Source organism: Neptuniibacter sp. QD37_6 (genome assembly GCF_047778085.1).
GTDB lineage: Bacteria > Pseudomonadota > Gammaproteobacteria > Pseudomonadales > Balneatricaceae > Neptuniibacter.
In genome coordinates, this window is sequence record NZ_CP180550.1 from 983,542 (window position 1) to 1,007,377 (window position 23,836).

Genomic DNA, 23,836 nt, shown 5'->3' on the forward strand with positions numbered 1-23,836 from the left:
ACTAATTCCCTCTAGGCGCAGCCTTCTAAGTGTTTACATATCCCAAAGGCATCGCTGTACTATCCACCACCTTGCGCATAATAAACGCCGACTTAACCCCGGTTACACCTTTAATCCGGGTGATCTTACCGAGCAAGATATCATGGTAACAATCCATATCTGCCACAGCGACTTTTAACTGGTAGTCGGCATCGTGGCCGGTGATTAGGTAACACTCCATTACTTCCGGTAAAGATTGAATAGTGCGTTCAAACTCTTCAAACCGTTCGGGGATATGCTTATCCATGCTGATATGCAGGATGGCGATAAGGTTGAGATCGATTGCGCGTTCATTTAGACGGACTACACGATCGCGAATAACGCCGGATTCTTCCAGTTGTTTTACCCGGCGAGAGCAGGGGGCTGCGGTAAGGCCAACGCGCTCGGCAAGCTCCTGATTAGAAAGGTCACCGTTTTCCTGTAATTCTCGCAATATTTTTAAGTCGAAGCGGTCTAAATTGACAGTAGATTTCATGTTTTTTTGTTTATGCGCAATAAAATATGTCTATTAAGTTTATTTTCTTTTGTTTTGTTGCGCAAATGGCGAAATAAAGTTGTTTTTAGATCGGTAATTGCGCATATAGCTCTATAAACTTCTCTTCATCGGTTGAGGGGTAACAAATCACATATCAATCAGTATGTGAGGGGGTAATCATCACGAGTGAGCGCTGCCAGCCTACGAGGGTTTATCAAATCTTTAACTCAAAAACTGATGCCACAAGTGTCTACTGAAAAACTTCCCGCTGTCATTGCTTCCCCAAAGGCCCCTGACAGCGGGTTTTGCCGTTTAGGCTTTCTGCTCGAATAAAAATAATGGATTCTCACTATGTTTGATCATCGTAAATATCGCCGTTTTGAAACTGTCCGTTTGGCTGATCGCACCTGGCCAGATCAAGAGATCAATAAAGCACCGGATTGGTGTAGTGTAGATCTGCGCGATGGTAACCAAGCGCTGATCAATCCAATGAATGTAGAGCAGAAAACCCGCATGTTTACCTTGTTGGTAAAAATGGGGTTTAAAGAGATTGAAGTCGGTTTTCCATCAGCATCTCAGCCTGACTTTGATTTTGTTCGCAAGCTAATTGAAGAAAACCGAATCCCAGAAGACGTAACCATTCAGGTGCTAACCCAAGCACGTGAAGGTTTGATTGAGCGTACCTTTGAGTCCCTTGAAGGCGTACGTCGCGCCAATGTTCATGTGTATAACTCCACTTCGGTTGTACAGCGCCAGCAAGTGTTCAGCATGAGCAAAGACGAGATCAAAGGCATTGCGGTACAAGGTGCGCAGTGGGTGCGTGATTATGCGGCTAAATACTCTGCGACAGAGTGGGAGTTCCAGTACTCACCAGAAAGTTTTACCGGCACCGAGATGGATTATGCGGTTGAAGTTTGTGATGCCGTCATCGCTGAGTGGAAACCAGAAACAGGGCAGGCGGTTGTGATTAATCTACCGGCGACTGTTGAGATGTCCACACCGAATGTTTTTGCAGATCAGGTTGAGTATTTCTGCCGTCACCTAAAACAGCGAGATCAAGTACGTATCAGCTTACATACCCATAATGACCGCGGCTGTGGTGTTGCGGCAGCAGAGTTGGGTGTTATGGCGGGGGCCGATCGTGTTGAAGGTACTTTGATGGGTAACGGTGAACGCACTGGTAATATGGATATCATCACCATGGGTATGAACCTTTACTCACAGGGTGTTGATCCAGAGTTGGATTTCTCGGATATCAAAGAGATTATCGAGGTAGTTGAGTACTGTAACGAATTGCCTGTTTCTGCTCGTCACCCTTGGGCAGGTGAGTTGGTTTATACAGCCTTCTCTGGTAGCCATCAGGATGCGATTCGTAAGTCAGTTAACTACCACCAAGAGCACAATCAACTGCATTGGGATGTGGCTTACTTACCAATCGATCCACGCGATATTAACCGTGAATATGAAGCGGTTGTGCGTATTAACAGCCAAAGCGGTAAGGGCGGTGTGGCTTTGGTATTGGAGCGCGATTACGGTATCCAGCTACCAAAATGGATGCATATCCCGCTAAGTAAATTGGTTCAGTCTGCTGCTGAGCAAAAGGGTATCGAGATCTCCCCTGAAGTGATTCACCAACTTTATCAACAGCACTTTGTTGCTGTACCAGAGCAATGGCAGCTTGATCGTTACGATCTGCACACTGACAACCAACAGGTTGAAGCTAAATTTAGCGTTGGTAACACCGTATTTAACGGCCAAGGTACTGGTGCTCTAGAAGCGCTAAGTGATGCGCTTGAGAAACAATATGCCTGTTCCATAGAGATCACTCGGTTTGATGAACATGCCATCGCAACTGGCACTGCAGCTCAAGCGCAAGCAGCAATTGCTATGACAGTGAATGGTGTCAGTGCGCAAGGTGTTGCAACTAAGGAAGATACATCTGCAGCAGCATTGCAAGCAGCGCTAATCGCCTTTAGCCGTATTGCTGAACAAAATGCGGTGAGTGCGGCTTAAAATCGAAAGAATTTGCAGCTACAGGTCTAATCTGTAGCTGCAAAACTGTTCTAATTTCTTTCCAGTCAGAGGGAATATTTTCTGTTTTACCCCACCTTCTAGTTAATTGCTTCAATTGCTTTACTCAGAATCGTACAGCACTCATCAATTTGTTTTTCAGTCAGATTCAACGCGGGCATAAATCTGAGGGTGCGTTCATTCGGGGCATTCAGCAGTAGGCCAAGCTCTCTTGTCTTATTCATAAGCTGAGGTGCCGATAGCTCGACGGTATCTAATGCGATCAGAAGGCCTTTACCTCTAACTGAGCCAAGAGAGTATTGCTGAGAAAGCTCAGCGAGTTTTTGGCGGAGTAGCAGGCCCATCTGCTCAACATTAGTGAGAAAGTCTTGTTCCAGTATTTTATTCACAACCGCTTGCGAGACAGAGCACATTAACGGGTTGCCGTTATAGGTACCGCCCTGATCGCCGTATTCAAAACAGCTGTGTTCGGTTTTGGTGAGCAGCGCTGAAATTGGTACGCCACCGCCTAAGCCTTTACCCAAGGTCATGATGTCCGGTTGGATATCATAACCTTGATAAGCGAAGAGGTTGCCTGTTCTACCGATGCCAGTTTGTACTTCATCGATGATCAGTAGCAAGTTGTGCTTTTTACACAAGGCTTCTAAGCCTTTGACAAAATCGCTATCAGCAGGGATTACGCCTGCTTCGCCTTGAACCAGCTCTAGCATGATCGCGACAGTATGTTGATCGATTACCGCTTCGGTTGCGGCTAAATCGTTGTAAGGGGCTTTGCTAAAACCGCTGACTTTCGGTTCGAACAATGGCGCAAAGGTCGCTTTACCGGTAGCGGACATAGTCGCTAAGGTTCTGCCATGAAAGCTCTGTTCAAAGGTGATGATTTTAAAAGCACCTTGTTTGTGAATCTGTCCCCATTTTCTTGCCAGTTTTATTGCGCCCTCATTGGCTTCTGCACCGCTATTAGCGAAGAAGGCCTGATCAAAATCTGAATTGGAACAAAGGGTTTTAGCCAGCTCAATCATCGGCTGATTGTAAAAGCCAGGGCCGGGATTAATCAGTTTTTGTGATTGTGCAATCAATGCTTGTTGAATCAGGTCTGGGCTGTGACCGAGAGTATTCACCGCCCAGCCTTGCACCATATCCAGATATTGTTTGCCGTTCTGATCAAAAATGTAATGCCCTTTACCTTGGGTAAAGCAGAGTTCTGGTCTTGGCGCGATCGGCATCACAAACGCTTTATCGGTCAGAGGATTGTTAACGGACGCGTCTTGATCGCTTAATTGTGTGGGAGCTACCCCAGTTAAATAGGTCATTTTTATATCCTTGAGAGAATTTAGAGCAAAAAAAAGCCGCAGGGGTTACCTGCGGCTTTTTGGGAATTTGGAACGCTTATTAGTTATTTGCGTCGTCGAGATCCAACACCCAAAGAGGCACAGGCAATCGATACGCGGCGTCGCAACGTATTTGTTGTAAGTGTCTGTGTGATAGGTGTGGTTTTCATAGTGGCTGAGTATGTCAGCCACTTTAGGTTGTGGTCAAGAGGGCTAGCTTGAATGGATTCTAGCAGACCAGTAGATTCGGCAAAATCGAGTGATACTGATCCGCTGAGTTGATCAAGGATTTAGCCGTAAGTGCTTCTACGCCATAAACCTCAGTGGTCACGCCGTAACGTTTTTTGATGTGTGCGAGCAGGAGATCAAAGTCGCCATCGCCTGAAAGCAAAATCACTTTATCCACATCCGGTGCGGTATCCATCACATCGATTGTAATGCCTACATCCCAGTCGCCTTTGGCCGAGCCGTCTTTGCGCTGGATGTAAGGTTTTAGTTTTACATCAAAGCCAATATGACGCAGTGCATCTTGAAACTTCTTTTGGCCATCATTGTTACGTTCGATTGCATAAGCGTAGGCGTGAACAATCTCTCCCTGTTTGCTGATCTCTTGCCAGAATTTACGATAGTTAAACGGGCATCCGAACGCTTGGCGGGTGGTGTAATAGATGTTCTGTACGTCTACAAAAATAGCGATGCGAGACACAATATAGCCTTAGTTGATGATCTAGAAATTGAACTATATCAGACTCAGGTTTATATATGCTGCTGTAAGCCGCGGAAAAGCTGGAAAAAAGCCTGAGTCTGCACTATCGTTGCAAGAGTTAGTAAAAAAGGTTTTACTGATTGTTACTGATTGATTATTCGGAGTTTTTTAATGTCTGCTTCAGACGCTGCAAGCCCTCAGAAAACGAATAGAAAAAAGTTCGACCTTGCGATTATTTTTGCAATTTGCGGTGCACTGTTTTCACTGCTGATTTTTCTATTTATGTTTAAGCAGGAGCGTGACGCGGCCATTCAACAATTTCAGGTTGAAATGACACAAGGGGCGGCTTCCTTCCAGCAGTCATTAACCCAGAATGCTTACTCCTTAGAAACTTTACAGGCCATTTATCAGTTAGATCAAACAGTCGATCAAGAGCGACTTAAGCAAACTATCCATAGTTTGTTTAGTCGTCATACCTCTTTGAAAGGGATGACTATCGAAAATAGCGATATATCGCTTCGTTTAGCTGACTCTGGTACCGATTCTATTTTTGCTCGTGCTGAAGTTAATGAGGCCTTAAGTGATCTTTCTTCAGAGCAAGTTGATACCCTGACTATCGATCAAGAAACCTATGCGTTGATATCTGCTCTGGCCAACGACGCCCAGCTAACAGGTGTTATCTCATTGAGCTCAGTGTTAGAACGAAGCCAACTGCAGCAGGTTTTGGGCGAAGTTCAACTTACGCTGTTGGATTCTAACAAGCAGGTAATCCTTACGCACGATAACTCTTCACTAGCCGTTGATGCGGTGCTTTCTAGCTCTATACAGCTATTGGATAAGCAATGGACGCTAGATCTAACCGCAACTGAAGAGCGTATTGCTACGGGTATGAGTTTTACCCCTGCACTGTTTTTGATGACGGGCTTACTACTTTCTTTCTTGGTGGCTTCTTATCTAAAACGAGTAGGTCATCATGTTAAAAGTTTGCGTACTGAACAAGCCAACCTGACCGAACAGATGGCTGAAACAAGCTGGTCTGATCCATTAACCGGATTGGTTAATAAACTGCACTTTGATGAAGCTTTAGATGTTGAATGCCGCCGCGCTGTACGTGAGTTCTCGCCACTTACAATGATGTTGCTGAAGATTGATAGCTTCAAAGAATATAGCGATGAATACGGCGTCGAGGCTGCGCAAGGCATGCTTCAGGAAGTTTCTAGTGTGCTAAAAAATTCGGTTGGTCGCCCAGGTGATATGATTGCGCGTATTGATGATCACCTGTTTGCCTTTATCTTGCCTTCAACCAATGAAATGGTAATTCAATTGGCCGAACGTTGCTGCGACACTATTTCTGGTCACGGTATTCCTCATCAAGCATCGCCGATTGATAAGGTTGTTACATTAAGTATAGGTGTCGCTACAATGCAACCGTCTCGTTTGCTGACCCCTGAGTATCTTCTGGAGTTGTCTAAACAACAACTGCAAGAAGCCGAAGATAAAGGCGGCAATCAATTCCATGCGTTTGTAGATGGTATTAAAGAGCCGCCTTTGACTTATAACGTCTAGGTCGATTTTCCTGATGCGCAATATTGGTCCAGTGAGCCGTCGATGGCTTTCCGAGATCGAAATTTACACCTTAGCTGATCTAGAGCAAGTAGGCCCGATAGCGACTTATAAGATGATTAAGGCCATGCGTGGTGGCAAGGTTAGCCTGAATCTGCTGTGGGCACTGGTTGGCGCACTAGAAGACATTGATTGTCGTGATCTCCCGCCTGAGCGTAAAACTGAACTGCGCGTTCTCCTCAAAGATTCGTATGACTAATAAGTCAGAGATTCACATGGATCCAAGCTGCTCATAGGATTAACGAATGACTGCCATAAGAACTTTGTACTCTCGATTGCTTGAAGATGCAGAGGCACAACAGCATCGGCGTTTACTGGTTTTGAGCGGTACTCAAACATGGTGTTATGAACAAGTTGCGCAGCTGCTTGGTGAAGCCGAATGGCTATGGGTGAGTGAACAAGCTCCGGCTAAAGCGCAGTCTGTGCGTGCCACTCAATGTCATCAGTTATTAGGTCAGTCGCTATCTGCGGTGATCTTTGATGCGTGGTCCGGTTTTAATCCCAATGCCTTTGGTCAGATCTCCGGTACTTTAAGTGGCGGTGGAGTGCTGGTTTTACTCTGCCCTGATCTAGATCATTGGGCCGAGTTTGACGATCCAGAACATCAAAGCTTAGTCGCGCATCCTTATTGTTCTTCCGATGCGGGTCGTCGGTTTATCTCGCGTCTAGCGATGATCTTAGAAGATGATGCCTACACGCTGGTGTATCGAGAGGGGCAAGCGCTCGCAGGTGTTGAAGCAGAGCTACCAAGCTCCGCTGCATTGGTCGATCAGCCAGATGATAATGTGGTGTTGCCGAGTAAAACCAAAGATCAGCAACAAGCGGTGGAGTTGATTTTATCTCAGTTTCGTCGTGGTAGACGTCCCGCAGTGATTACTGCGGACAGAGGGCGTGGTAAGTCTGTTGCTTTAGGTATCGCAGCGGCACAGTTATCAGGCTTAGATTTCCAAGATATCTTAGTAACCGCACCTGAACAGTCATCGGTTGATGAGGTCTTTAGCATGGCCCATCAATTACTGCCTGATTGTGACTATCAACTGGGAAAGCTTTGTCATTCAGATCACTGCATCCGTTACGTAACGCCAGAACAAGCGTTGCAAGAACAAGGCGAAGGACAAGTGCTGCTGGTGGATGAAGCCGCAGCGATTCCGGTACCTGTATTAAGTAAGTTACTGCAACGTTTCCCTCGTATTGCCTTTGCATCAACTATTCATGGTTATGAAGGCACAGGGCAGGGCTTTGCTGTTCGTTTTAAGCAAGTGTTGGAAAAACATGCGCCGAATGCGAAATCCCTTCATCTGAATCAGCCGATCCGTTGGGTTAGCAATGATCCGTTGGAGCAGCTGACCTTTAATCTGCTGTTACTCAATGCCGAACCTGCTGCGGCAGATGATCTAAAACGTACTTACCAGTCTATTGCTGACTGTCAGATAGATAAGTTAGATCGTGATCAGCTCGCAGAAGATTATCAGACCTTAACGCAGCTATTTGGTTTGTTAGTGTTGGCTCACTATCGTACATCGCCAGGTGATTTAAGGGTGCTGTTAGATAGCCCTAATCTGCATGTCTGGCTAATGAAGGTCGATGGTCAAGTGGCTGGTGCTGCGCTGGTTGCGGAGGAAGGCCCCCTGCCGGAAGAGTTGGTCGATGATATCTGGTCGGGAAAACGTCGTCCTCGTGGTCATCTGTTACCGCAAACGCTGGTTGGGCAAGAAGGTGCAAAGGACGCAGCTTTACTTAAGGCGGGTCGGATTATGCGCATCGCCATTCATCCCGCCTTGCAACATAAAGGCTTAGGGCGAGCGTTGTTATCAACTGTATCTGACAATGCGAAGTCTGCAGGCTGGGATTACTTAGGTGCCAGCTTTGCAGCCAGTGCTGAGCTTATTAGCTTTTGGCAGCACTGTAGTTTTGAAACCGTACGTATGGGCTCTACTCGTGACAGTGTCAGCGGTTGTCACGCTGCATTAGTTTTATCGCCGTTAACTGAACAGGGCCAGAGCTTAGAGAAACAGCTGAGACAGCGCTTTATTGAACAGCTTAATTATCGCTTGAGTGATAATTTGGTGGATCTCGACCTGCCTGTGGTGTGCCGTTTATTACAGCATGGTGGGAACCTCCCAGAGTTAACGGCCCATGATCAATCTGATCTGATCGCATTTGCTGTGCATAATCGTAATTACGAAGGTTGTGCTTTTGCTATCCACAAGCTGCTTTTACAGTTTTTGGATCAGGTGGAAGATCAGCAGTTAGAGATGTTGCTCGAAAATGAAGAATTCACGCTGCTGATTGAGCGCAACCTACAGCAAAAAAGCTGGGAACAGCTGGAAGTCAAAGGGCAAGGGCAAGGGCGTAAGCAGATGATGCGCCAGCTTAAGTCGATTACGGCGTTGTTGCTAGATAAACTCTCATAACGAACTTAGGCGCGAGCTAGCGCCTAAGTGTAAGAGTGTTACCCTTCTGAATGATCTCTAGGTATTTCATAAAGCTCATCCCGAGTAGTACCGTTTCGCCATCCATGTGTGGATTAATATGCCCGCGAACGTTTTGCATACTAATCACCACCAAGGGTGACGGTATTCAGCTCCGTGTTATACACATCAATCACGCCATTTGCGGTATCTACCTGACGCTTTAACCCTGGTTTAAGACCAATACGGTCGGCCACTTCTTGTGGCACGCTGATATTGGTCGCGCCGGTATCCAACAGAAAGATAACTGGTTGGCCGTTGATCTCTCCTGGTGCAACGTAGTGTCCAGCTCTATTTTGCTGCAGCACCACTTCGTTACTGCCGCTGGTGACGAGATTACGATTGGGGTTGTATTTGTCGTTTACCTGCTCTTCAAAGAACAGCCATAACATTCCTAAAAACAGGACCCATGCGACGGCCCACATTCCTTGGCCAATACGTTTTGGTGTGTGTTGAGATTCCATCCAGTCCTACAAGAATTATCCGATGTTAATTTATTGTAAGGAACTCGCTTGCAGAATAGAACCTCGATTCATTCAATCCTTAAACTGTGCATCAACTCAGTTGTTGTAGATGGTCTCGAGTTAGTTGGATCTGTTGATCAATCGCTTGGGTTAGGTGACTAAAGTAAACCCGTGGTTCGATCTTGATCACTTCGGGCTCAAGGATCTCTTGGGTGACCAGTCGGTCGATATCACGAACGGTAGGATCACATAACTCATTATCACGCATGCTCACCAACAAATACTGCAACTGCACTCTCACCGCTGCAGGGCAGTGGCCTAGGTTGGCTGCTTTGTTACCTAAACCTCGCAAACGCGCGAGAGACTCTGCAAAATGGGGACGGCGGAGTAAGTTTTGCCATAGTTCTTCGCCGTTATGGTCATTATTACTCGCGGTTAGCGAGCAGATATCTGCGATAACGGTGAGTTCGTGGAGCAGTTTTTCGATTAGTTCACAGTGCTCCATAAAGCTGCCTGCGGGCTCTGCTTCAATCTGCTTCCACTTGGTAAACTGCAGATTAACTCGCTTAACATTGCCGCCGTAGCTTTTATCAAACAGTGGCCGCCATAGCGAGTTGATCTCATTACTTAGCTGTCGTTGTTGTGCTTGATTCGTGCTATCTAAATTTGCACAGATACCGCGGTGGCGCTGTAGGCTCTGGATTAGATTCAACAGCGCGCTTAACTGTTCAATTCCGCGTAGTGTCTTTTCGCGACGTTTTTTGCGCAATTTTCTTCTTTTCAACCAGCTAGCTAAACCAATTAGGACGAAAAGAAACAGTACAAGGCTAATCTCGATCATGATGTCACCTCCTTAGTGGCTGCTTTAAGCGCAAGTGTTTCTAGATAGCCGGTGAGCTCCGTAAGGGAATGCGCTTGTTCACTGTGGTGCTGAAGAATGTTGCCTATATCGGTAAGCTTTTCACTTAACTCGTTACTGGCAGAGGCATGTTCGTCGATGGAGAAGTTAACTTCCTGAATGAGTTCAAGGCTGCGCTCGCTACCAGATTCGATCTTCTGAAGTAGATTGTGCATCTCTTCACAAGTATGTGAGCCGGTTTGTAACTCCTGTTCGCTACGGTTCATGCTTTCAGTGACTTCATTTACACGTGCAAGCATGGAGTTAACCAGAAGGGTGATGTCGCCCGTCGCCTTTTCGGTATTACCTGCTAACTGACGTACCTCATCTGCCACGACTGCGAAGCCTCGTCCTGCTTCACCTGCTCGTGCAGCCTCAATCGCAGCATTCAATGCCAATAAGTTGGTTTGTGCTGCAACTTCTTCGATTGTACTAACGAAAGATTGGATTGCTTCAGCTTCTTCAGATAGCTGAGAAATCTTGGTGCAGGTATCAGTAAACTGATTACGAACACCGCTAATTGCGTGGCTTAAATCAGAGGCTTGCTGAGTTCCTTTATTACATAAGGTCTGCGAGTCTTCGGCACTGTTTTGAGTGTTATGCACATGATCTCTGATCAGTTGGACGGTTTGGCTCATCTCTTCTGATGCACTGGCAACTGTTAAGAGCTGATTTTGCTGTTCTGATGCGGCATTTGCGGTGTGCTTAGCTAAGTTCTCTAATTCATGAGTAGAGAACTTCATCTCGTTGCACAGCTGATCGGTTAAGGTATTCAGCTCTTCATAGTCACGTGCAAAGCCATAAAGGTTTTGTGCTACATCTCTAAGTGGTTTGTCTGAACTAGTATGCTGTGTTCGGAACTGCATCTCCTTTTGGGAAAAAGCATCGATTACAAGAGACAAGTTATGCCAGCGACGTTGGCTCAGCAGAATATAGCTGAGCTGAAAATAGCCCAGTGGGATCAATAACCATAATGCTTCTATATAACCGTCTACCAAGATGGCTATTGTGAGTAACCAACCCAATAACATTACTATGCCTGAAGTAAGTAGCGAACAGCGGCTCAATACGCTGTAGCCAAATGTTAGTAGCAGCATCTTAGTGCTCCCCATCAAAATCTATTATCTGGGTATTTAGCAAAACTTAAGCCAGATATTTCATGGGGTTACTCTAATGCCCGATATTGTTGTGTTAGAGAGAGATGGCTAATTTTAAAACGCACGGATTTAATTCGTCTTTGTGCACTGCGACAGTGCGAGGGCTTTATTCTGGAGCGTTATCTATTAATCGAAATTGTCTAAAAGAGTTTTAATTTCTTTCGGCTTAAATTGTCATAGCGATGTAGAATAACAGTCATAATTGGGCTTTATGCTAAAAGAAAAGAGAGGGTTTATGCACATTTGGGTTGATGCCGATGCCTGTCCAAAGGTTATCAAAGAGATTTTGTTTCGGGCTGCCGAACGTAAACAGGTGCCTGTAACGCTGGTGGCTAATCAATTCCTAAGTACACCTCCTTCACCGTTGATCAATGCAGTGCAAGTACCGCAGGGCTTTGATGTAGCGGACAATCATATCGTTGCCAAAATGGAAGAGGGTGATCTGGTGGTAACGCAAGATATCCCATTGGCTTCAGAAGTGATTGATAACAAGGGTGTGGCAATAAATCCTCGCGGCGAACTTTATACTCCGGAAAATATTCGTCAGCGGTTATCTATGCGTGATTTTATGGAGACCCTGCGAAGCTCGGGTGTAGAGACTGGTGGACCGTCTGCTTTTAGTCAGGCTGATCGCCAAGCGTTTGCGAATTCTCTGGACCGTTTTTTAGCAAAAAATCTGAAAAAGTAATTTTTTGTGCGCCGCACAAAAAAAGTTCTTGACTAAAAAACGTACAAGATTTATCTTTGCTGTAAATGGATTGCTGCACCGCAGCAACGGAAACTTTTGGAGACAAAACTATGTACGCTGCTAACAACCCTTTCGCTGATTTCATGAAGCCTGAACTACTATCTAACGAAATCGCTGAGCTATTCAAGCCAGTTCAGTCTCTAGTAGACGTTAACACTAAGACTGTTGAAACTTTGGTTGCTCTTCAGAAAGCATACGTTGAAGAACTAGCTAACGCTTCTGTTGAACAGTTCAAAACTCTATGCGAGTGCAAAGACCCTAAAGCTGCTCTAGACCTACAGGTTCAGTTCTACAAGTCTGTTGAAGCTAAAACTGCTGAAACTGCAGAGAAAAGCGTTGCAGCTATGACTGTTGCTAAAGATGCTTACGTTGCTACAGTTGAAGAGTCTGCTAAAAAAGCGACTGAAATGGCTGAAGAAACTGCTAAAAAAGTTGCTGATCTTAAAGTAGCTTAATTTCAGTTTCATACTGAATAATAAAAAGCCGATGTAGAGAAGGGCATCGGCTTTTTTGTGTCTGCGATTTAGTGTTTTAAATTAAACCTCAATTACGACATCCGTTTCGGGTGTACAGCTGCATGCCAGAACTACCCCCCGCGCTTTCTCATCTTCTGATAGTGGAATTTCCGATTGGCGATGAACTTGGCCTGACACTAAGGTCACTTTACAGGCGCCGCATACACCCGCACGACAGCCAGAAGGAATCATGATTCCTTGATCTTCAGCTTGCTCTAGCAATGTTGTTTGGCTATCACCGGCAAATGAAACCTCGCCAAAGGTTAACTGAACACTGTGCTTTTCTGCTTCTGGGTCAACACCAGGAGGTGCACCAAAGCTCTCTTCAAACCACTGTTGCTCTGCTAAGCCTAGTTGGCGGCAGTAAGTTTTAGCATGATCCATAAAGCCCTCAGGGCCACAGCACATCACCGTACGTTCTGGCAGATCCGGAATTAGCTCAATGAGCTGTTGGCGGCTAATACGGCCTTTAATGCCTTGCCAATCATCATCAGGCTGACTCAAACTGAAGATGATCTTAAGATTAGGATTTTGGCGCTCTAGCCAAAGGAGCTCATCTTCGCAGATTAGATCTGCTTCGGTTCTGGCTTGGTGATAAAACACTATATCACGTTGGCTATTTCGATCGGTTAGCTCGCGGGCAATCGAAAGCATAGGCGTAATGCCGCTACCGGCAGATAACAACAATAGAGGTTTGTTACCTGTATTGCCTTCGTGGAACTCACCTTGAGGAGCGAGGGCAGGTAACTTATCCCCAACCTGTAAATTGTCATGAAGCCAATTCGAGGCGATGCCATCGGTTACACGCTTCACTGTGATTGCGATATCAGCGCTTCTAGAAGGTGAAGAAGATACTGTATAACAGCGGGTAACTGTCTCACCGTTGATCGGCAATATTAAGGTTAGAAACTGACCCGCGATATAATCTGTTGATAGGCCTTGCGGTACTGCAAAACGGAAGGTCACAACATCACGTGTTTCATCAATGCGGCGGATGCATTCTAGATCTACCTGCTGATTTGCGGCCCACGTTTCTTGGTTTTTACAGTCGTTTGTATCTCTGATAATCGGTGCATTATCGGGGTATTGAGCAGGTTGTTTAACCTCTAATACCTCAACCGTATCGCCTTGCTTAATCTGGCCTTCGTTAAGAGGCACAAGGTTTTGGCCAAAATAGACTTCGTTATCCTCACCTTTACGGTAGTTAGCCAAGGTTTTAATTGGTTCACCCGCAGGTACTGGCTGTCCAGTTTTGGGATCGATAGTAGTTAGTACGCAACGAGAGCAATCTTTAACGATCTCAAACTCTACTTCACCAATACGGATGCGCTTCCAGCTATCCTCGGCGAAAGCTTCGCACCCTTTTACAACAAGGTTGGTACGGAAGTGATCCATATTTACTTGTGTGGAAGCGCGGCTATTCAGATCAGCCAATGAAGCTTCAGAGATCACAAGTAGAGGGTATCCATCGGCAAACGCGACGGGCTTATCGGGTCTTCGAGAGGTTACGCGTTCTGATTGCTCGCCAAAATAAAGGAGTTGGCATTCACGGCCCAGTTTCTCACTAAACCATTCATCTAGCCATTCGCCACAATGTTGAGCGTTAATCTCGGTTCCCCAAACACGTACCTGACGGTAATTTTGGAAAAAGTCAGGATAGCGCAAACTTAAGTGATCACCATCAGGTGCAATCACCTCTACTCCATCTTCACGTAAAACGGTTTCGAAAAGCAGCATTGAAGGCGCTTGGCGAGCAGATAATAATTCGCCTTCTGGATCGCTCAACATAAAGCGTCGGTCAAAAGACAGCCCGCTTTCTGTTACAAAAGCATCCGATAAACTAATACCGCCTAATGATTTTATGGGGAAAGTATTAATACCACTGAGTTGAATATCTGACACGTCGTCGGCCCTTAAGAGGATTAGTAGGGTAGGCGGCTAGAGATAGAATCTAATCGAACTCTATAGTTGTTACCTTCTTGATCTTCGGCAATCAGAAACTCCCCATCAGGAGTATATTCGAGATCAAGAAAGCGTAAGCGCTGGCTAAATGCGGTATCATCTTCTTTCCATTCAACAAGATGGATGGCGTTGCGCATACAGGCTAATTCGTAGCCGTCATGAATTTCGCAATTGATAGGTTGATACGCTTGCTTGTCAGCCATGGCCTAAACCCACTATTTATTATTTTCTACAGAATACTGTTTGCTCGTTGTAAATAACAGGCTGTTAAGGGGAAAGCATTGGATCTGGATAAACGTCATCTACTTAAACTGGCTAATATGAAGATGCCTTTTGGTAAGTATCAAGGGCGAGTGCTGCTCGATCTGCCAGAAGAGTATCTACTTTGGTTTGCAAAGAAAGGTTTTCCACAGGGGGAGCTTGGCTCGCTGTTAGAGTTGATGCTAGAGATCCGTATCAACGGCTTAGAATCTGTTTTGCAGCCTTTACGGAATACCCGCTATTCCTAATTAATGTTTCATTCTAATTCGTTATGAGCAACTATTATGTAGTTAACTTAAATAGGCTTAAGGATAGATTCATGCCCAAACAACTATCATCTCTTTTAATTACGCTGTGGATAGCTTTCTTTAGCTTTAATGTAAATGCTGCCTCTAAGGCAGAGATTAGTGCTAAAACCTCTGAGGCATTACAAAAGTTTTATCAACATAGTTCTGCCGGAAAATCTCTTGTTCAGCAAGCTAAAGGGGTCTTGGTTTTTCCCGAGGTTTACAAAGCGGGCATAGGTATCGGTGGCGAATATGGTGAAGGTAAGCTTTTAGAAAAAGGTAAAACAACGGGTTATTACACCATTGCCGCGGCATCAATTGGGTTTCAGTTAGGTGCCCAAATTAAGTCAGAGATAATCCTGTTTATGACTGATGCAGCCTTAAGGCAATTTAAGCGAAGTGATGGTTGGGAAGCCGGAGTTGATGGCAGTGTTGCTGTTGTAACCGTGGGAGCTGGTGGTGAGATTGATACCAGCACGATTAAAGACCCAATCATTGGTTTTATTTTTTCTAATAAAGGCTTGATGTATAACTTATCCCTTGAAGGATCAAAGATCAGTAGGAAGAGATGATGAAAAAATTATTATTAGCTCTATGTATTAGTGGGTTAGCATTAAATGCTCATGCTGCCAAGCCTGAGTGGGCAGGGCAAGGCGCAGACAAACATCAAGCTAAAAAAGAGGCCAAGCAGGCGGCTCAAAATTATAAAAGGAATGGTAAGGGCTCCGAAGAGGAGCGATCTATCGTAAGTGATTCTAAATCAATTCTGGATGATCTTTTTTCAGATAAAGAGAAAGAGACCATCAAGGATTATTACAATGAAAATGCCAAATCAGGAACAGGTAAATATAAAGGGAAAATGAAAGAGCTGCCTAAAGGCCTTCAGAAAAAACTAGAGCGTGGTGGCGAACTACCTCCGGGTTGGCAGAAAAAGGTCGCTCGTGGGGAAGTGCTAGATAAAGACTTAAGAGATAACGCTGAAGACCTTCCTGATGATTTGCTATCACGCTTACCTAAAGGTGATGCGGCAACTGAGGTTATCAAACTTAAAGATAAAATCATCAAAGTCGGTAAAGGTGAAGGCACAGTAGTCGACATCATCGATATTGCTGATATCCTAATGGGCGGTGGTGCTAAGTAAGCACTGCCAGACCTGAGTGATATGAGTAGATAAAGAATGACCCCGGCGATTAATGCAGCGAAAAAAGCCAAAGTAGCTTATCAAGTTCATGAATATGAGCACGATCCAAGTGCTGAATCATATGGCGAAGAAGCTGCACAAGCGCTGGGTTTAGATCCCGCTCAGGTATTTAAAACCCTCCTTGTTGCTATTGGTGGCGATAACAAAAAACTGGCTGTCGGTGTTGTGCCTGTATCAGGTCAGTTAGATCTAAAAGCTATTGCTACAGCCCTAAAAGCGAAGAAAGTCACTATGGCAAACCCGCAAGATGCAGAACGCGCCACGGGTTATGTTGTTGGTGGCATCAGCCCATTAGGTCAAAAGAAACGATTACCACTTATTTTGGATGAAAGTGCAGGCAACTTTGAAACGATCTGTATAAGCGCAGGCCGCCGTGGGCTAGAGATCGAGATGTCAGCAGAGGATCTTCTTAAGCTAACGTCAGGAAAAATGGCGGCTATTGGGCGTTAATCTGAATTATTATTCGCAAAATAAGCGTTCGCTCGATTCACGAACCGCTTTGATATCGGCGCAATATTCAGCAGTAGGGCGGAGTAGTAGGCGCTTAATACCGATTTCTTCGCCTGATTCTAGACAGTAGCCATATTCACCATTACGAATGCGGGCTAAGGCAGTGTCGAATTTAGGTAGTAATTTACTTTCGCGGTCTACAATACGCAGAGAAATACGAGATTCTTCCTCGTATTGAGCGCGGTCAGCATCGTCATTCATCTCAGGACGTTCATTCAATTGCGCTTGGGCATTTTGAATGTGTGCAATGGTTTCCTGTTTTTGCTGCTCTAAATATTCCTTGAAAAACTCCAACTGGCTGTCATTCATGTAGTCCTCAGGACTGGCGCTCAAGAGGTCTTCTTTTGTTATTGTCATAGTTTCCTCAAGCAGTTGATCTAAATATTAAAGAGTTATGTTATAGCATTAATTCGGAGGATCGTGGAAATTTTTGATTTGTCATGCTTAAGGGGCAAAGATCAGAGCTTAATGCTGGGATGTAATTTTGCAAAAGAAGTAAATAGATAGTTTTGGCGAGTTTCCATGTTATGGTGATCTGACTTTAAGTTCTGGATGTGTAAGTTATGATTAAGAACGATGTAAAGGCCCTTAAAGTCTTTCTATATACGTCAATCGCTTTGATAGCTTTTGCTGGTAATTCTGTGTTGTGTCGTTTGGCGCTAGGGGATGAGGCTATAGATGCAGCGAGTTTCACAACAATTCGATTACTTTCAGGGATTGTTATGCTGTTAGCTATATTCAGCTTCATGAACAGAGGTAAAACAAATACCGCTAAAGGTAGTTGGAAAGGCGCGTTTTATCTTTTTGCTTACGCTATAACATTCTCGTATGGCTATATCACCTTAGAGACAGGAATAGGCGCTTTGGTGCTATTTGGCTCAGTACAGATCTCCATCATTCTTATTAATATGTTTAAAGGCAATAAACTTCATGCAATGGAATGGGCAGGAACCATCGTCGCGTTTGCAGGGTTTGTTTATTTGATATTCCCGAGCTTAGCGACCCCCTCGGTTGTTGGCTTTGGTCTAATGACGATGGCGGGCGTGGCTTGGGGTTTTTACACGCTAGCGGGCAAAGGTTCTATTAATCCTCTTGGGGATACGACCTTTAATTTTTTACGTACACTGCCCTTTGTTCTTATTCTTGTTTTAGTCACTTTAAATGATATGTCTTTATCTAGTGAAGGGATATGGTTGGCAATTCTTTCCGGCGCACTTGCTTCTGGTATTGGCTACGCGATCTGGTATCAGGCTTTAGGCTATTTATCAGCTATTCAAGCTGCAGTTGTTCAGTTGCTTGTTCCAGTGATTGCTGCAGTAGGTGGTGTTGTCTTTGCTAGTGAAGAGATTACGTTGCGCTTAGTTATCGCTTCTGTAGTTGTTTTGGGTGGGATTATGATTGTTATTACCGGAAAGAAAATGTTGGAAAGGGTAAAGCAATAAATTTGTTTATCGATTCTAATACGACTGGCTAACTAAACTGTTGCGGCCATTTTCTTTAGCTTGATATAAATGTTTATCCGCTCGTTGGTATAGATCGCTGACTTGGGTTTTATCGGTGAGCGTATGTGTACAGGATAAGCCCATGGATACAGTGATATGTGGAGCTGCGGTGTTTTCCTTATGAGGGATCTCTAATTTCTCTATTTCTTGTCGAATGCGATTGGCAAAAATATCTGCTGACTCTTTGCTTTCTTGGGTGAATACAACAGCAAATTCTTCTCCGCCAACGCGGAAGCAGTAGTCCTCTCCTTGTCGGATATTATCTTTAAGCGCTTGGCTGATTTTTTTAAGGACATCATCGCCTTTCAGGTGACCATAAGTATCGTTATAGGCTTTGAAATGGTCGACGTCTAAGATGAGTAAGCAAAAGTAGGTTTTCTGCCTTTTTGCCCGTTCAAGTACAGCTTGGGATAAGTATTGAAAATTACGACGATTAAACAGATCGGTTAACGCGTCGGTGACTGCAAGTTTTTCAATTTTTTCTTCTAGGGTACGGGCTTCAGTAATATCTATATGTACCCCGTTCATACGAATGGCATTTCCTTCATCATCTCTGAGGAATACTCGGCCGACATCATGTATCCAGCGCCACTTCCCATCGCCACAGATCATACGGAATTTTGCGTCGTAAATTTCGGTTTCACCATTAAGGTGTTTTTCGATTAATTCAACCGTTGGCTCTAGATCTTCGGGGTGAACGATCGAGGACCAGCGCTCAAGACCATCGATCACTTCTGAAAATAGCGCATCATCTTCTCTGAACTCTTCATCTTTATATCTCTTTTGAGTGACCCAAGTTTTATTAGCGATGATTCTGCCTTCTTGTGGGTAGAAGTCCCAACAACCAATATTGGCTCCATTAACAGCATCGTCTAGGCACTTGATTGTTTCTTGGTCTTGCTCAATCTGAACTTTCATCTTCTGCTGCGAGGTCACATCAGAAAGAGTGCTTAAGATATTTTCCCCATGTTTGACCAAGCGCATCTCGAAATGTTGATTGTCTCGTTGATAGTAAAAATAAGAGGGTTGGTCAGTAGCAGTTTGAGAGCACTGTTTAAATAGCGCTTTTAGCTGTATCGCTTGTTCTTTATTAAACAGGTCGAATATGGAGCAGTCTTTTAATGTACTTTCAGATAAACCACGAAATTCTAACTCTTTGCGATTGAAGAACAGGTAGTGACCTTCATCTACGGTTAGTTCTGCAATGCCTTGTGGCTGTTGATTGAGTATGTCTAAAAGGTTCATTACGTCTCAAGTACAAAATTGCGACTACAAGTTCCAATTTATTATAGGTGATGCTTGTATGCCAGCCTGATTATCTGGGATTTAAATAGTTTTTTACCCACTGCTTTGGAGTCACACCAAAGTGCTTTTTAAACACTTTGGCCAATGAGGAGGCATTTTCGTAGCCTACTTGGTTGGCAACTAAGCCCACGGGACGATTATTTTTAAGGAGTCCTTTCGCCAACGCCATTCTTAGCCCGGTCACATACTCCATAGGCGCTTGGCCTACTGTATCTTTGAAGAGAGCGGCAAACTTCGAGCGAGACATTGCTGCGTTCTCGGCCATCTCTTCAACTGTCCATTCATATTCAGGCTTCTCTTTGATCTGTTGCATCAGCTTGCTGAGTAGAGGATGAGAGTCGGCTGCAATTAAACCTAACTCAACAGTTCCGTTATCAATCACATAGCGAAGTACCTGCACCATAAATACATCACATAAGCGATCGATCATTAACTGTTTGCCATGCCGCTCGTCAAATGCTTCTGCAAAAATTTGATGAGCTGTGTTTGAAATCGAACCTGCTTCCTCTATATGGAGACAAAGAAATTTAGGGAGATAGTTAGCTAACAACTTTTGATGAGCCGGAGGGAGCTTAACTGTAGCACAAACCAGTTTGGCATCTTCTGATGGAGCTATTGTAAGTTTGTGGTTGGTTCCGCTCGGGAAAAAAATTACATCGCCTGTATGTAACTCAATGGTGTGACCTTCATCAGTCGTCAGTGTTAACGACCCTGATTCCAGAAAGTGTAAGTAGCCCGATTCCTTGTCGTCATCAAAGCCTGTGATACCGCAAAGGCTACCACTGAAAAAAACCTCGGCATTGATTTCTAGGTTTTGCAGTAATTTACTCAGCATATCCATAAAACCTCCTTTTTGGACGATTGGCTCTTTTTGCTGGATTTAGAGCGGCCTTTCCCTTGGTAGTTCCCCGTAACCTATATCTCAAGAGCAGCGCAACATATTTACCAATATGTATGAGTGTTCATTAAACCATTAACCGAGGAAAAAGAAATGAAATTTACAAAGACTTTGAAATTAGCAACAGCAGCCGGCGCACTTCTTCTAAGCAGCATGAGCTTTGCGGCATCTGTAAATATTGGCACTAACGATGTTGCTATTCATGGTTATGACCCTGTTGCTTACTTTACTAACGATAAAGCGGTTGAGGGTTCTGCAAAATTTACCGCTACGCATGATGGAGCCATTTATCGTTTCTCAAGTGCTAAAAACCGAGACCTATTTAATGCTAATGCTGATAAATACGCACCTCAATATGGCGGTTACTGCGCGATGGGTGTGGCTCTAAACAAAAAGCTAGACGTTGATCCACAAGCATTCCATATCGAAAACGGCAAATTGTATCTGAACTTGAACAAAGACGTTCAGAAAAAATGGCTTACAGATGTACCAGGTCACCTGAAAACAGCTGATCGTATTTGGGCGGGTATTGAAGATCTATCTGTAGCTGCAGCAAACGCTGAAGACTAATTCTTATGCCTGAGTCGAGACTTACGTTTTCCGAAAATGGACATGAGTACTCGCAACCTTTAGCGCTGATCTGGTTCAGCGCTAAATGGTGCGGTCCCTGCCAACAGATGATTCCTGTCGTTAATAGTTTGGCAGAGCGATATGCCGGTGAACTTAAAGTTTTAAAAGTGGATGTAGATCAGCAGCAGGAGTTAGCTGCGAAATTCGCGATTAGAGCGGTTCCCACGTTAGTACTCTTGGCAAAAGACAAGGCGTTGGATCAGCAAGTCGGATCGGTGCCATTAAAGCAACTTGATGAGTGGGTTGCACAGCATTTATCAATTCAGAAAGAACTGGAGAAGTGAAATGGATAATAAACAGCGTATTGCTACAGCAGCCTTAGCCGTTGCTTTGACTTCTATCGCGACTGTACCTGCAGCTCATGCTGGCGGTAAAGAGAAATGCTACGGCGTTGCACTAGCTGGACAGAACGATTGTGGCAACTTGGCAGGTACACACTCTTGTGCGGGCCAATCCAAAGTGGATAACGACCCAGGTGAGTGGAAGTTAGTCGCGAAAGGTACTTGTAAAGATATGGGTGGGCTACTGAAAGCTGAAGCTAAGAAGCGTTATCAGGAAGCTCAGCAGAACTCATAACGTTTAATCAGGAGAGAGAAGATGTCCAGTTTAAGCACAGCTAATACAAGTGATGAACAAGGTTTATCAAAGATTGGAGTCGGGTTGCGCCACCCTCATTATAAGGAGGCGTTGCTAGGGACATCTTCCATTGATTTTGTGGAGGTACATGCGGAGAACTTTTTTGCCGAAGGTGGAATGTTACCTGAGCTGTTGAATGATATTGCCCTGCAATATCCAATCAGTCTGCATTCGACATCCATGGGCTTAGGTTCTGCCGTGGGTATCAACGGAGATTATCTGCAACGTTTAAAGCAACTGTCACAGCAGATTAACCCCATATTGATCTCTGACCACGCTTGCTTCACTTGGAGCAATATCAATGGAAATTCTGTGCACGCTGGCGATCTTCTGCCTCTTGAATTTACTCAACAGAGTTTGCAGGTGATGGTTGATAACGTGAATCAGGTCCAGAAGTTATTGGGGCGTCAGATTTTAGTTGAGAACTTGTCTGCATATGTGGAATTTAACTTTTCGGATATGAGCGAAACTGAGTTTTTATCAGAGCTGGTGGATAAAACTGGGTGTGGATTGCTGGTAGATCTTAATAACTTGCTGGTAAATGCTCGTAACTTCAGTGATCAAAAGCCTTTAACGGTCGCGCGAAAGTGGTTGCGAGAAATCCCCTCTAGCGCGGTAGGTGAAATTCATTTAGCGGGTTTTACGAAGGTTAAAGAGGGTGAGTTGGTCATTGATGATCATAGCCAACCGGTATCACCTGAATGTTGGTTGTTGTATCGCGATGCTGTCGCGTTGTTTGGAGCTGTAACGACCTTAATTGAGTGGGACAACAATTTACCTACTTGGAGCACATTACTTGATCAAGCTTCAAAAGCGAGATCTATCTCCACGGAGGTTCATTATGACATTGGGAGGCTCTCTTATGCTGTCTGATTCAACATTGTTGGTTCGTCGTCAAGCTGCATTGATGACGTTGATTTTTTCGAATGATGAGAGCGATACAGTCACTGATCGAATCAGTCAGGGTCTGAAGATTTATCAGAATAATCTTTTAATGACTGCAGCAAGAGCGATCTCTTTAAAGTATCCGGTTTTAGAGCAAATGGTGAGTAACGAAACCATTGTTGCCTTTACCAATCAGTTACTAAAAAAAGAGCTACCTAACTCAGGCGATTGGGCTGATTGGGGCGGGATGTTACCTGCGCTCATCTCAGAAAGTTCTCTAGCTGATGATCATGCTTATCTGTCAGAAGTGGCTCGTTTGGAGTGGTTTGTTCATCAGGCTGCCAGAGGAAAAGTCGCCCAATTAGAGGTAGAGACACTTTCAAATCTAACTGAAAGTGATTTAGGCAGTGTTTCGCTCCACCTGTCGCCGACCTTACAGATCATGGAAAGTCATTTTCCGGTGTATGAACTATGGGGTTTACATCAGGTTCCAGATGAGGAGGTTGATGAGGGAGAGTTATATCGCTTGTTGGTGGGGAATACTGCTCCTCACTATTACATGGTATTTCAACAGGATTATCGCGCGCGTATTCAAACGTTAACCGCTCATGAATACGCATGGTTTAGGGATGTTTTGGCTGGCATGAGTGTTGAGCGCTTATTAGGTCAGCATCAAGAAATTGATTTTGTGAGTTGGATTGAGCAGGCAATTAATCAGCAGTGGCTTGTTGCTATTAAGTAAGCCGAGATCCAGTCATTAGGGATTTATGAGAGGTTTTAGAGATGATTTCTATCGTTAGTAAATTTTATAAAGGTTATTTAGAGGGTGAAGGTAAATTGGCTAAAACCCATGACCTTGTTTCGTTGGTTGCGCGTTTCTATGTCGCACAGGTGTTTTTTAATGCTGGCCTGACCAAAATTCAGGATTGGGATACAACACTATTCTTATTTGAGGAGGAGTACCAAGTTCCATTTTTACCCTTTGAATTGGCTGCTTATTTGGGCACTTTGGGAGAGCTAATTTTACCTGTTTTACTACTTACGGGTGTTTTGACGCGTTTCTCAGCAGTAGGTCTATTTTTTGTGAATGTAGTGGCTGTAATTAGTTTGGTAGAAATTGCTCCCGCAGCACTGTATCTACATTATATTTGGGGTTTAGTGCTAGCTCAGATCATTATTTACGGTGGCGGTGTGCTTTCCGTAGATCATGTTTCGAACAGGTTTCTTATTAATCGTCAAAATACTGAATTGGAGCGTACTTTATAGGCTTAATTTATAGGTACTAATTAAAGAGGAAGTGG

General features: G+C 44.4%; 29 protein-coding genes. 17 read left to right on the top strand and 12 right to left on the bottom strand.

Going from position 1 to position 23,836, the window contains the following annotated elements:
- Nucleotides 1–25: 25 nt before the first annotated feature.
- The gene (locus ACMXYO_RS04410) at nt 26–514 is read right to left on the bottom strand and encodes an Lrp/AsnC family transcriptional regulator (protein WP_415887299.1); all 489 of its coding nucleotides are present in this window, start codon (nt 512–514) and stop codon (nt 26–28) included.
- Between the two features lie 351 nt (nt 515–865).
- Between ACMXYO_RS04410 and leuA the strand changes: the two genes are divergently transcribed.
- Nucleotides 866–2,527 carry a 2-isopropylmalate synthase gene (leuA, locus tag ACMXYO_RS04415; RefSeq protein ID WP_415887300.1) on the top strand — a complete coding sequence of 554 codons (1,662 nt, stop codon included), beginning with the start codon at nt 866–868 and terminating at the stop codon, nt 2,525–2,527.
- 98 nt (nt 2,528–2,625) lie between these two features.
- On the opposite strand, the gene ACMXYO_RS04420 is transcribed toward leuA, so the two are convergent.
- Nucleotides 2,626–3,858, bottom strand: coding sequence for an acetylornithine transaminase (locus tag ACMXYO_RS04420; protein WP_415887301.1), 1,233 nt, complete (start codon nt 3,856–3,858; stop codon nt 2,626–2,628).
- Nucleotides 3,859–4,105: 247 nt separating this feature from the next.
- On the bottom strand, nt 4,106–4,582 hold the full coding sequence (locus ACMXYO_RS04425; protein WP_415887302.1) for an NYN domain-containing protein: 477 nt from the start codon (nt 4,580–4,582) through the stop codon (nt 4,106–4,108).
- Between the two features lie 171 nt (nt 4,583–4,753).
- Between ACMXYO_RS04425 and ACMXYO_RS04430 the strand changes: the two genes are divergently transcribed.
- From ACMXYO_RS04430 to ACMXYO_RS04440, 3 genes are read left to right on the top strand one after another with little or no spacing between them, the layout of a single operon-like run.
- Nucleotides 4,754–6,148 (top strand): GGDEF domain-containing protein, encoded by a 1,395-nt coding sequence (locus ACMXYO_RS04430; RefSeq protein WP_415887304.1) that lies wholly within the window; start codon nt 4,754–4,756, stop codon nt 6,146–6,148.
- A 13-nt stretch (nt 6,149–6,161) separates the two neighbouring features.
- Complete coding sequence (locus ACMXYO_RS04435) at nt 6,162–6,404, top strand: TfoX/Sxy family DNA transformation protein (protein WP_415887305.1); 243 nt, start codon at nt 6,162–6,164, stop codon at nt 6,402–6,404.
- A gap of 46 nt (nt 6,405–6,450) precedes the next feature.
- Nucleotides 6,451–8,619 carry a tRNA(Met) cytidine acetyltransferase TmcA gene (locus tag ACMXYO_RS04440; protein ID WP_415887306.1) on the top strand — a complete coding sequence of 723 codons (2,169 nt, stop codon included), beginning with the start codon at nt 6,451–6,453 and terminating at the stop codon, nt 8,617–8,619.
- A 16-nt stretch (nt 8,620–8,635) separates the two neighbouring features.
- Here ACMXYO_RS04440 and ACMXYO_RS04445 read toward each other — a convergent pair whose 3' ends face one another.
- The 4 genes from ACMXYO_RS04445 to ACMXYO_RS04460 form a co-directional block, all read right to left on the bottom strand.
- Nucleotides 8,636–8,758 (bottom strand): hypothetical protein, encoded by a 123-nt coding sequence (locus tag ACMXYO_RS04445; protein ID WP_415887307.1) that lies wholly within the window; start codon nt 8,756–8,758, stop codon nt 8,636–8,638.
- A 1-nt stretch (nt 8,759) separates the two neighbouring features.
- Complete coding sequence (locus ACMXYO_RS04450; protein WP_415887308.1) at nt 8,760–9,101, bottom strand: TIGR02281 family clan AA aspartic protease; 342 nt, start codon at nt 9,099–9,101, stop codon at nt 8,760–8,762.
- A 130-nt stretch (nt 9,102–9,231) separates the two neighbouring features.
- A complete protein-coding gene (locus ACMXYO_RS04455; protein ID WP_415887309.1) occupies nt 9,232–9,981 on the bottom strand; it encodes a hypothetical protein in 750 nt (249 codons plus the stop codon).
- Nucleotides 9,978–11,135 carry a methyl-accepting chemotaxis protein gene (locus tag ACMXYO_RS04460; RefSeq protein ID WP_415887310.1) on the bottom strand — a complete coding sequence of 386 codons (1,158 nt, stop codon included), beginning with the start codon at nt 11,133–11,135 and terminating at the stop codon, nt 9,978–9,980. The genes ACMXYO_RS04455 and ACMXYO_RS04460 overlap by 4 nt, the downstream gene beginning before the upstream one ends.
- Nucleotides 11,136–11,430: 295 nt before the next feature.
- On the opposite strand from ACMXYO_RS04460, the gene ACMXYO_RS04465 reads away from it, so the two are divergent.
- Together ACMXYO_RS04465 and ACMXYO_RS04470 are read left to right on the top strand one after the other, a co-directional pair.
- On the top strand, nt 11,431–11,883 hold the full coding sequence (locus tag ACMXYO_RS04465) for a YaiI/YqxD family protein (protein WP_415883818.1): 453 nt from the start codon (nt 11,431–11,433) through the stop codon (nt 11,881–11,883).
- 110 nt (nt 11,884–11,993) lie between these two features.
- The gene (locus ACMXYO_RS04470) at nt 11,994–12,398 is read left to right on the top strand and encodes a phasin family protein (RefSeq protein WP_415883819.1); all 405 of its coding nucleotides are present in this window, start codon (nt 11,994–11,996) and stop codon (nt 12,396–12,398) included.
- Nucleotides 12,399–12,479: 81 nt separating this feature from the next.
- Here the strand turns inward: ACMXYO_RS04470 and ACMXYO_RS04475 are convergent, their stop codons facing one another.
- Nucleotides 12,480–14,360 carry an MOSC N-terminal beta barrel domain-containing protein gene (locus tag ACMXYO_RS04475; RefSeq protein ID WP_415887311.1) on the bottom strand — a complete coding sequence of 627 codons (1,881 nt, stop codon included), beginning with the start codon at nt 14,358–14,360 and terminating at the stop codon, nt 12,480–12,482.
- Nucleotides 14,361–14,380: 20 nt separating this feature from the next.
- A complete protein-coding gene (locus tag ACMXYO_RS04480) occupies nt 14,381–14,623 on the bottom strand; it encodes a hypothetical protein (protein ID WP_415887312.1) in 243 nt (80 codons plus the stop codon).
- Between the two features lie 78 nt (nt 14,624–14,701).
- Here ACMXYO_RS04480 and ACMXYO_RS04485 point away from each other — a divergent pair, with 78 nt between their 5' ends.
- The 4 genes from ACMXYO_RS04485 to ybaK all read left to right on the top strand — a co-directional run bounded on the left by ACMXYO_RS04485 (nt 14,702) and on the right by ybaK (nt 16,619).
- Nucleotides 14,702–14,929 (top strand): DUF3820 family protein, encoded by a 228-nt coding sequence (locus tag ACMXYO_RS04485; RefSeq protein WP_415887313.1) that lies wholly within the window; start codon nt 14,702–14,704, stop codon nt 14,927–14,929.
- A 71-nt stretch (nt 14,930–15,000) separates the two neighbouring features.
- The gene (locus ACMXYO_RS04490; protein WP_415887314.1) at nt 15,001–15,540 is read left to right on the top strand and encodes a YSC84-related protein; all 540 of its coding nucleotides are present in this window, start codon (nt 15,001–15,003) and stop codon (nt 15,538–15,540) included.
- Nucleotides 15,540–16,109 carry a hypothetical protein gene (locus ACMXYO_RS04495; RefSeq protein ID WP_415887315.1) on the top strand — a complete coding sequence of 190 codons (570 nt, stop codon included), beginning with the start codon at nt 15,540–15,542 and terminating at the stop codon, nt 16,107–16,109. The genes ACMXYO_RS04490 and ACMXYO_RS04495 overlap by 1 nt, the downstream gene beginning before the upstream one ends.
- A gap of 36 nt (nt 16,110–16,145) precedes the next feature.
- Nucleotides 16,146–16,619 carry a Cys-tRNA(Pro) deacylase gene (gene ybaK, locus ACMXYO_RS04500; RefSeq protein ID WP_415887316.1) on the top strand — a complete coding sequence of 158 codons (474 nt, stop codon included), beginning with the start codon at nt 16,146–16,148 and terminating at the stop codon, nt 16,617–16,619.
- A gap of 9 nt (nt 16,620–16,628) precedes the next feature.
- On the opposite strand, the gene dksA is transcribed toward ybaK, so the two are convergent.
- Complete coding sequence (gene dksA / locus ACMXYO_RS04505) at nt 16,629–17,036, bottom strand: RNA polymerase-binding protein DksA (protein ID WP_415887317.1); 408 nt, start codon at nt 17,034–17,036, stop codon at nt 16,629–16,631.
- 206 nt (nt 17,037–17,242) lie between these two features.
- Here dksA and ACMXYO_RS04510 point away from each other — a divergent pair, with 206 nt between their 5' ends.
- A complete protein-coding gene (locus ACMXYO_RS04510; protein WP_415887318.1) occupies nt 17,243–18,121 on the top strand; it encodes a DMT family transporter in 879 nt (292 codons plus the stop codon).
- Nucleotides 18,122–18,136: 15 nt separating this feature from the next.
- Here the strand turns inward: ACMXYO_RS04510 and ACMXYO_RS04515 are convergent, their stop codons facing one another.
- Entirely contained in the window at nt 18,137–19,426 is a 1,290-nt protein-coding gene (locus ACMXYO_RS04515) for a diguanylate cyclase (RefSeq protein WP_415887319.1), read from the bottom strand.
- A 70-nt stretch (nt 19,427–19,496) separates the two neighbouring features.
- Nucleotides 19,497–20,327, bottom strand: coding sequence for a cupin domain-containing protein (locus ACMXYO_RS04520; RefSeq protein WP_415887320.1), 831 nt, complete (start codon nt 20,325–20,327; stop codon nt 19,497–19,499).
- Nucleotides 20,328–20,477: 150 nt separating this feature from the next.
- Here ACMXYO_RS04520 and ACMXYO_RS04525 point away from each other — a divergent pair, with 150 nt between their 5' ends.
- The 6 genes from ACMXYO_RS04525 to ACMXYO_RS04550 are packed head-to-tail and all read left to right on the top strand — an operon-like array spanning nt 20,478 to nt 23,801.
- On the top strand, nt 20,478–20,954 hold the full coding sequence (locus ACMXYO_RS04525; protein WP_415887321.1) for a YHS domain-containing (seleno)protein: 477 nt from the start codon (nt 20,478–20,480) through the stop codon (nt 20,952–20,954).
- Between the two features lie 5 nt (nt 20,955–20,959).
- Entirely contained in the window at nt 20,960–21,298 is a 339-nt protein-coding gene (locus ACMXYO_RS04530; protein ID WP_415887322.1) for a thioredoxin family protein, read from the top strand.
- 1 nt (nt 21,299) lies between these two features.
- The gene (locus tag ACMXYO_RS04535) at nt 21,300–21,590 is read left to right on the top strand and encodes a DUF2282 domain-containing protein (protein WP_415881950.1); all 291 of its coding nucleotides are present in this window, start codon (nt 21,300–21,302) and stop codon (nt 21,588–21,590) included.
- A 21-nt stretch (nt 21,591–21,611) separates the two neighbouring features.
- Entirely contained in the window at nt 21,612–22,523 is a 912-nt protein-coding gene (locus ACMXYO_RS04540) for a DUF692 domain-containing protein (protein ID WP_415887323.1), read from the top strand.
- On the top strand, nt 22,513–23,277 hold the full coding sequence (locus ACMXYO_RS04545; RefSeq protein ID WP_415887324.1) for a putative DNA-binding domain-containing protein: 765 nt from the start codon (nt 22,513–22,515) through the stop codon (nt 23,275–23,277). The genes ACMXYO_RS04540 and ACMXYO_RS04545 overlap by 11 nt, the downstream gene beginning before the upstream one ends.
- 41 nt (nt 23,278–23,318) lie before the next feature.
- Nucleotides 23,319–23,801 carry a DoxX family protein gene (locus tag ACMXYO_RS04550; protein WP_415887325.1) on the top strand — a complete coding sequence of 161 codons (483 nt, stop codon included), beginning with the start codon at nt 23,319–23,321 and terminating at the stop codon, nt 23,799–23,801.
- Nucleotides 23,802–23,836 lie beyond the last annotated feature (35 nt).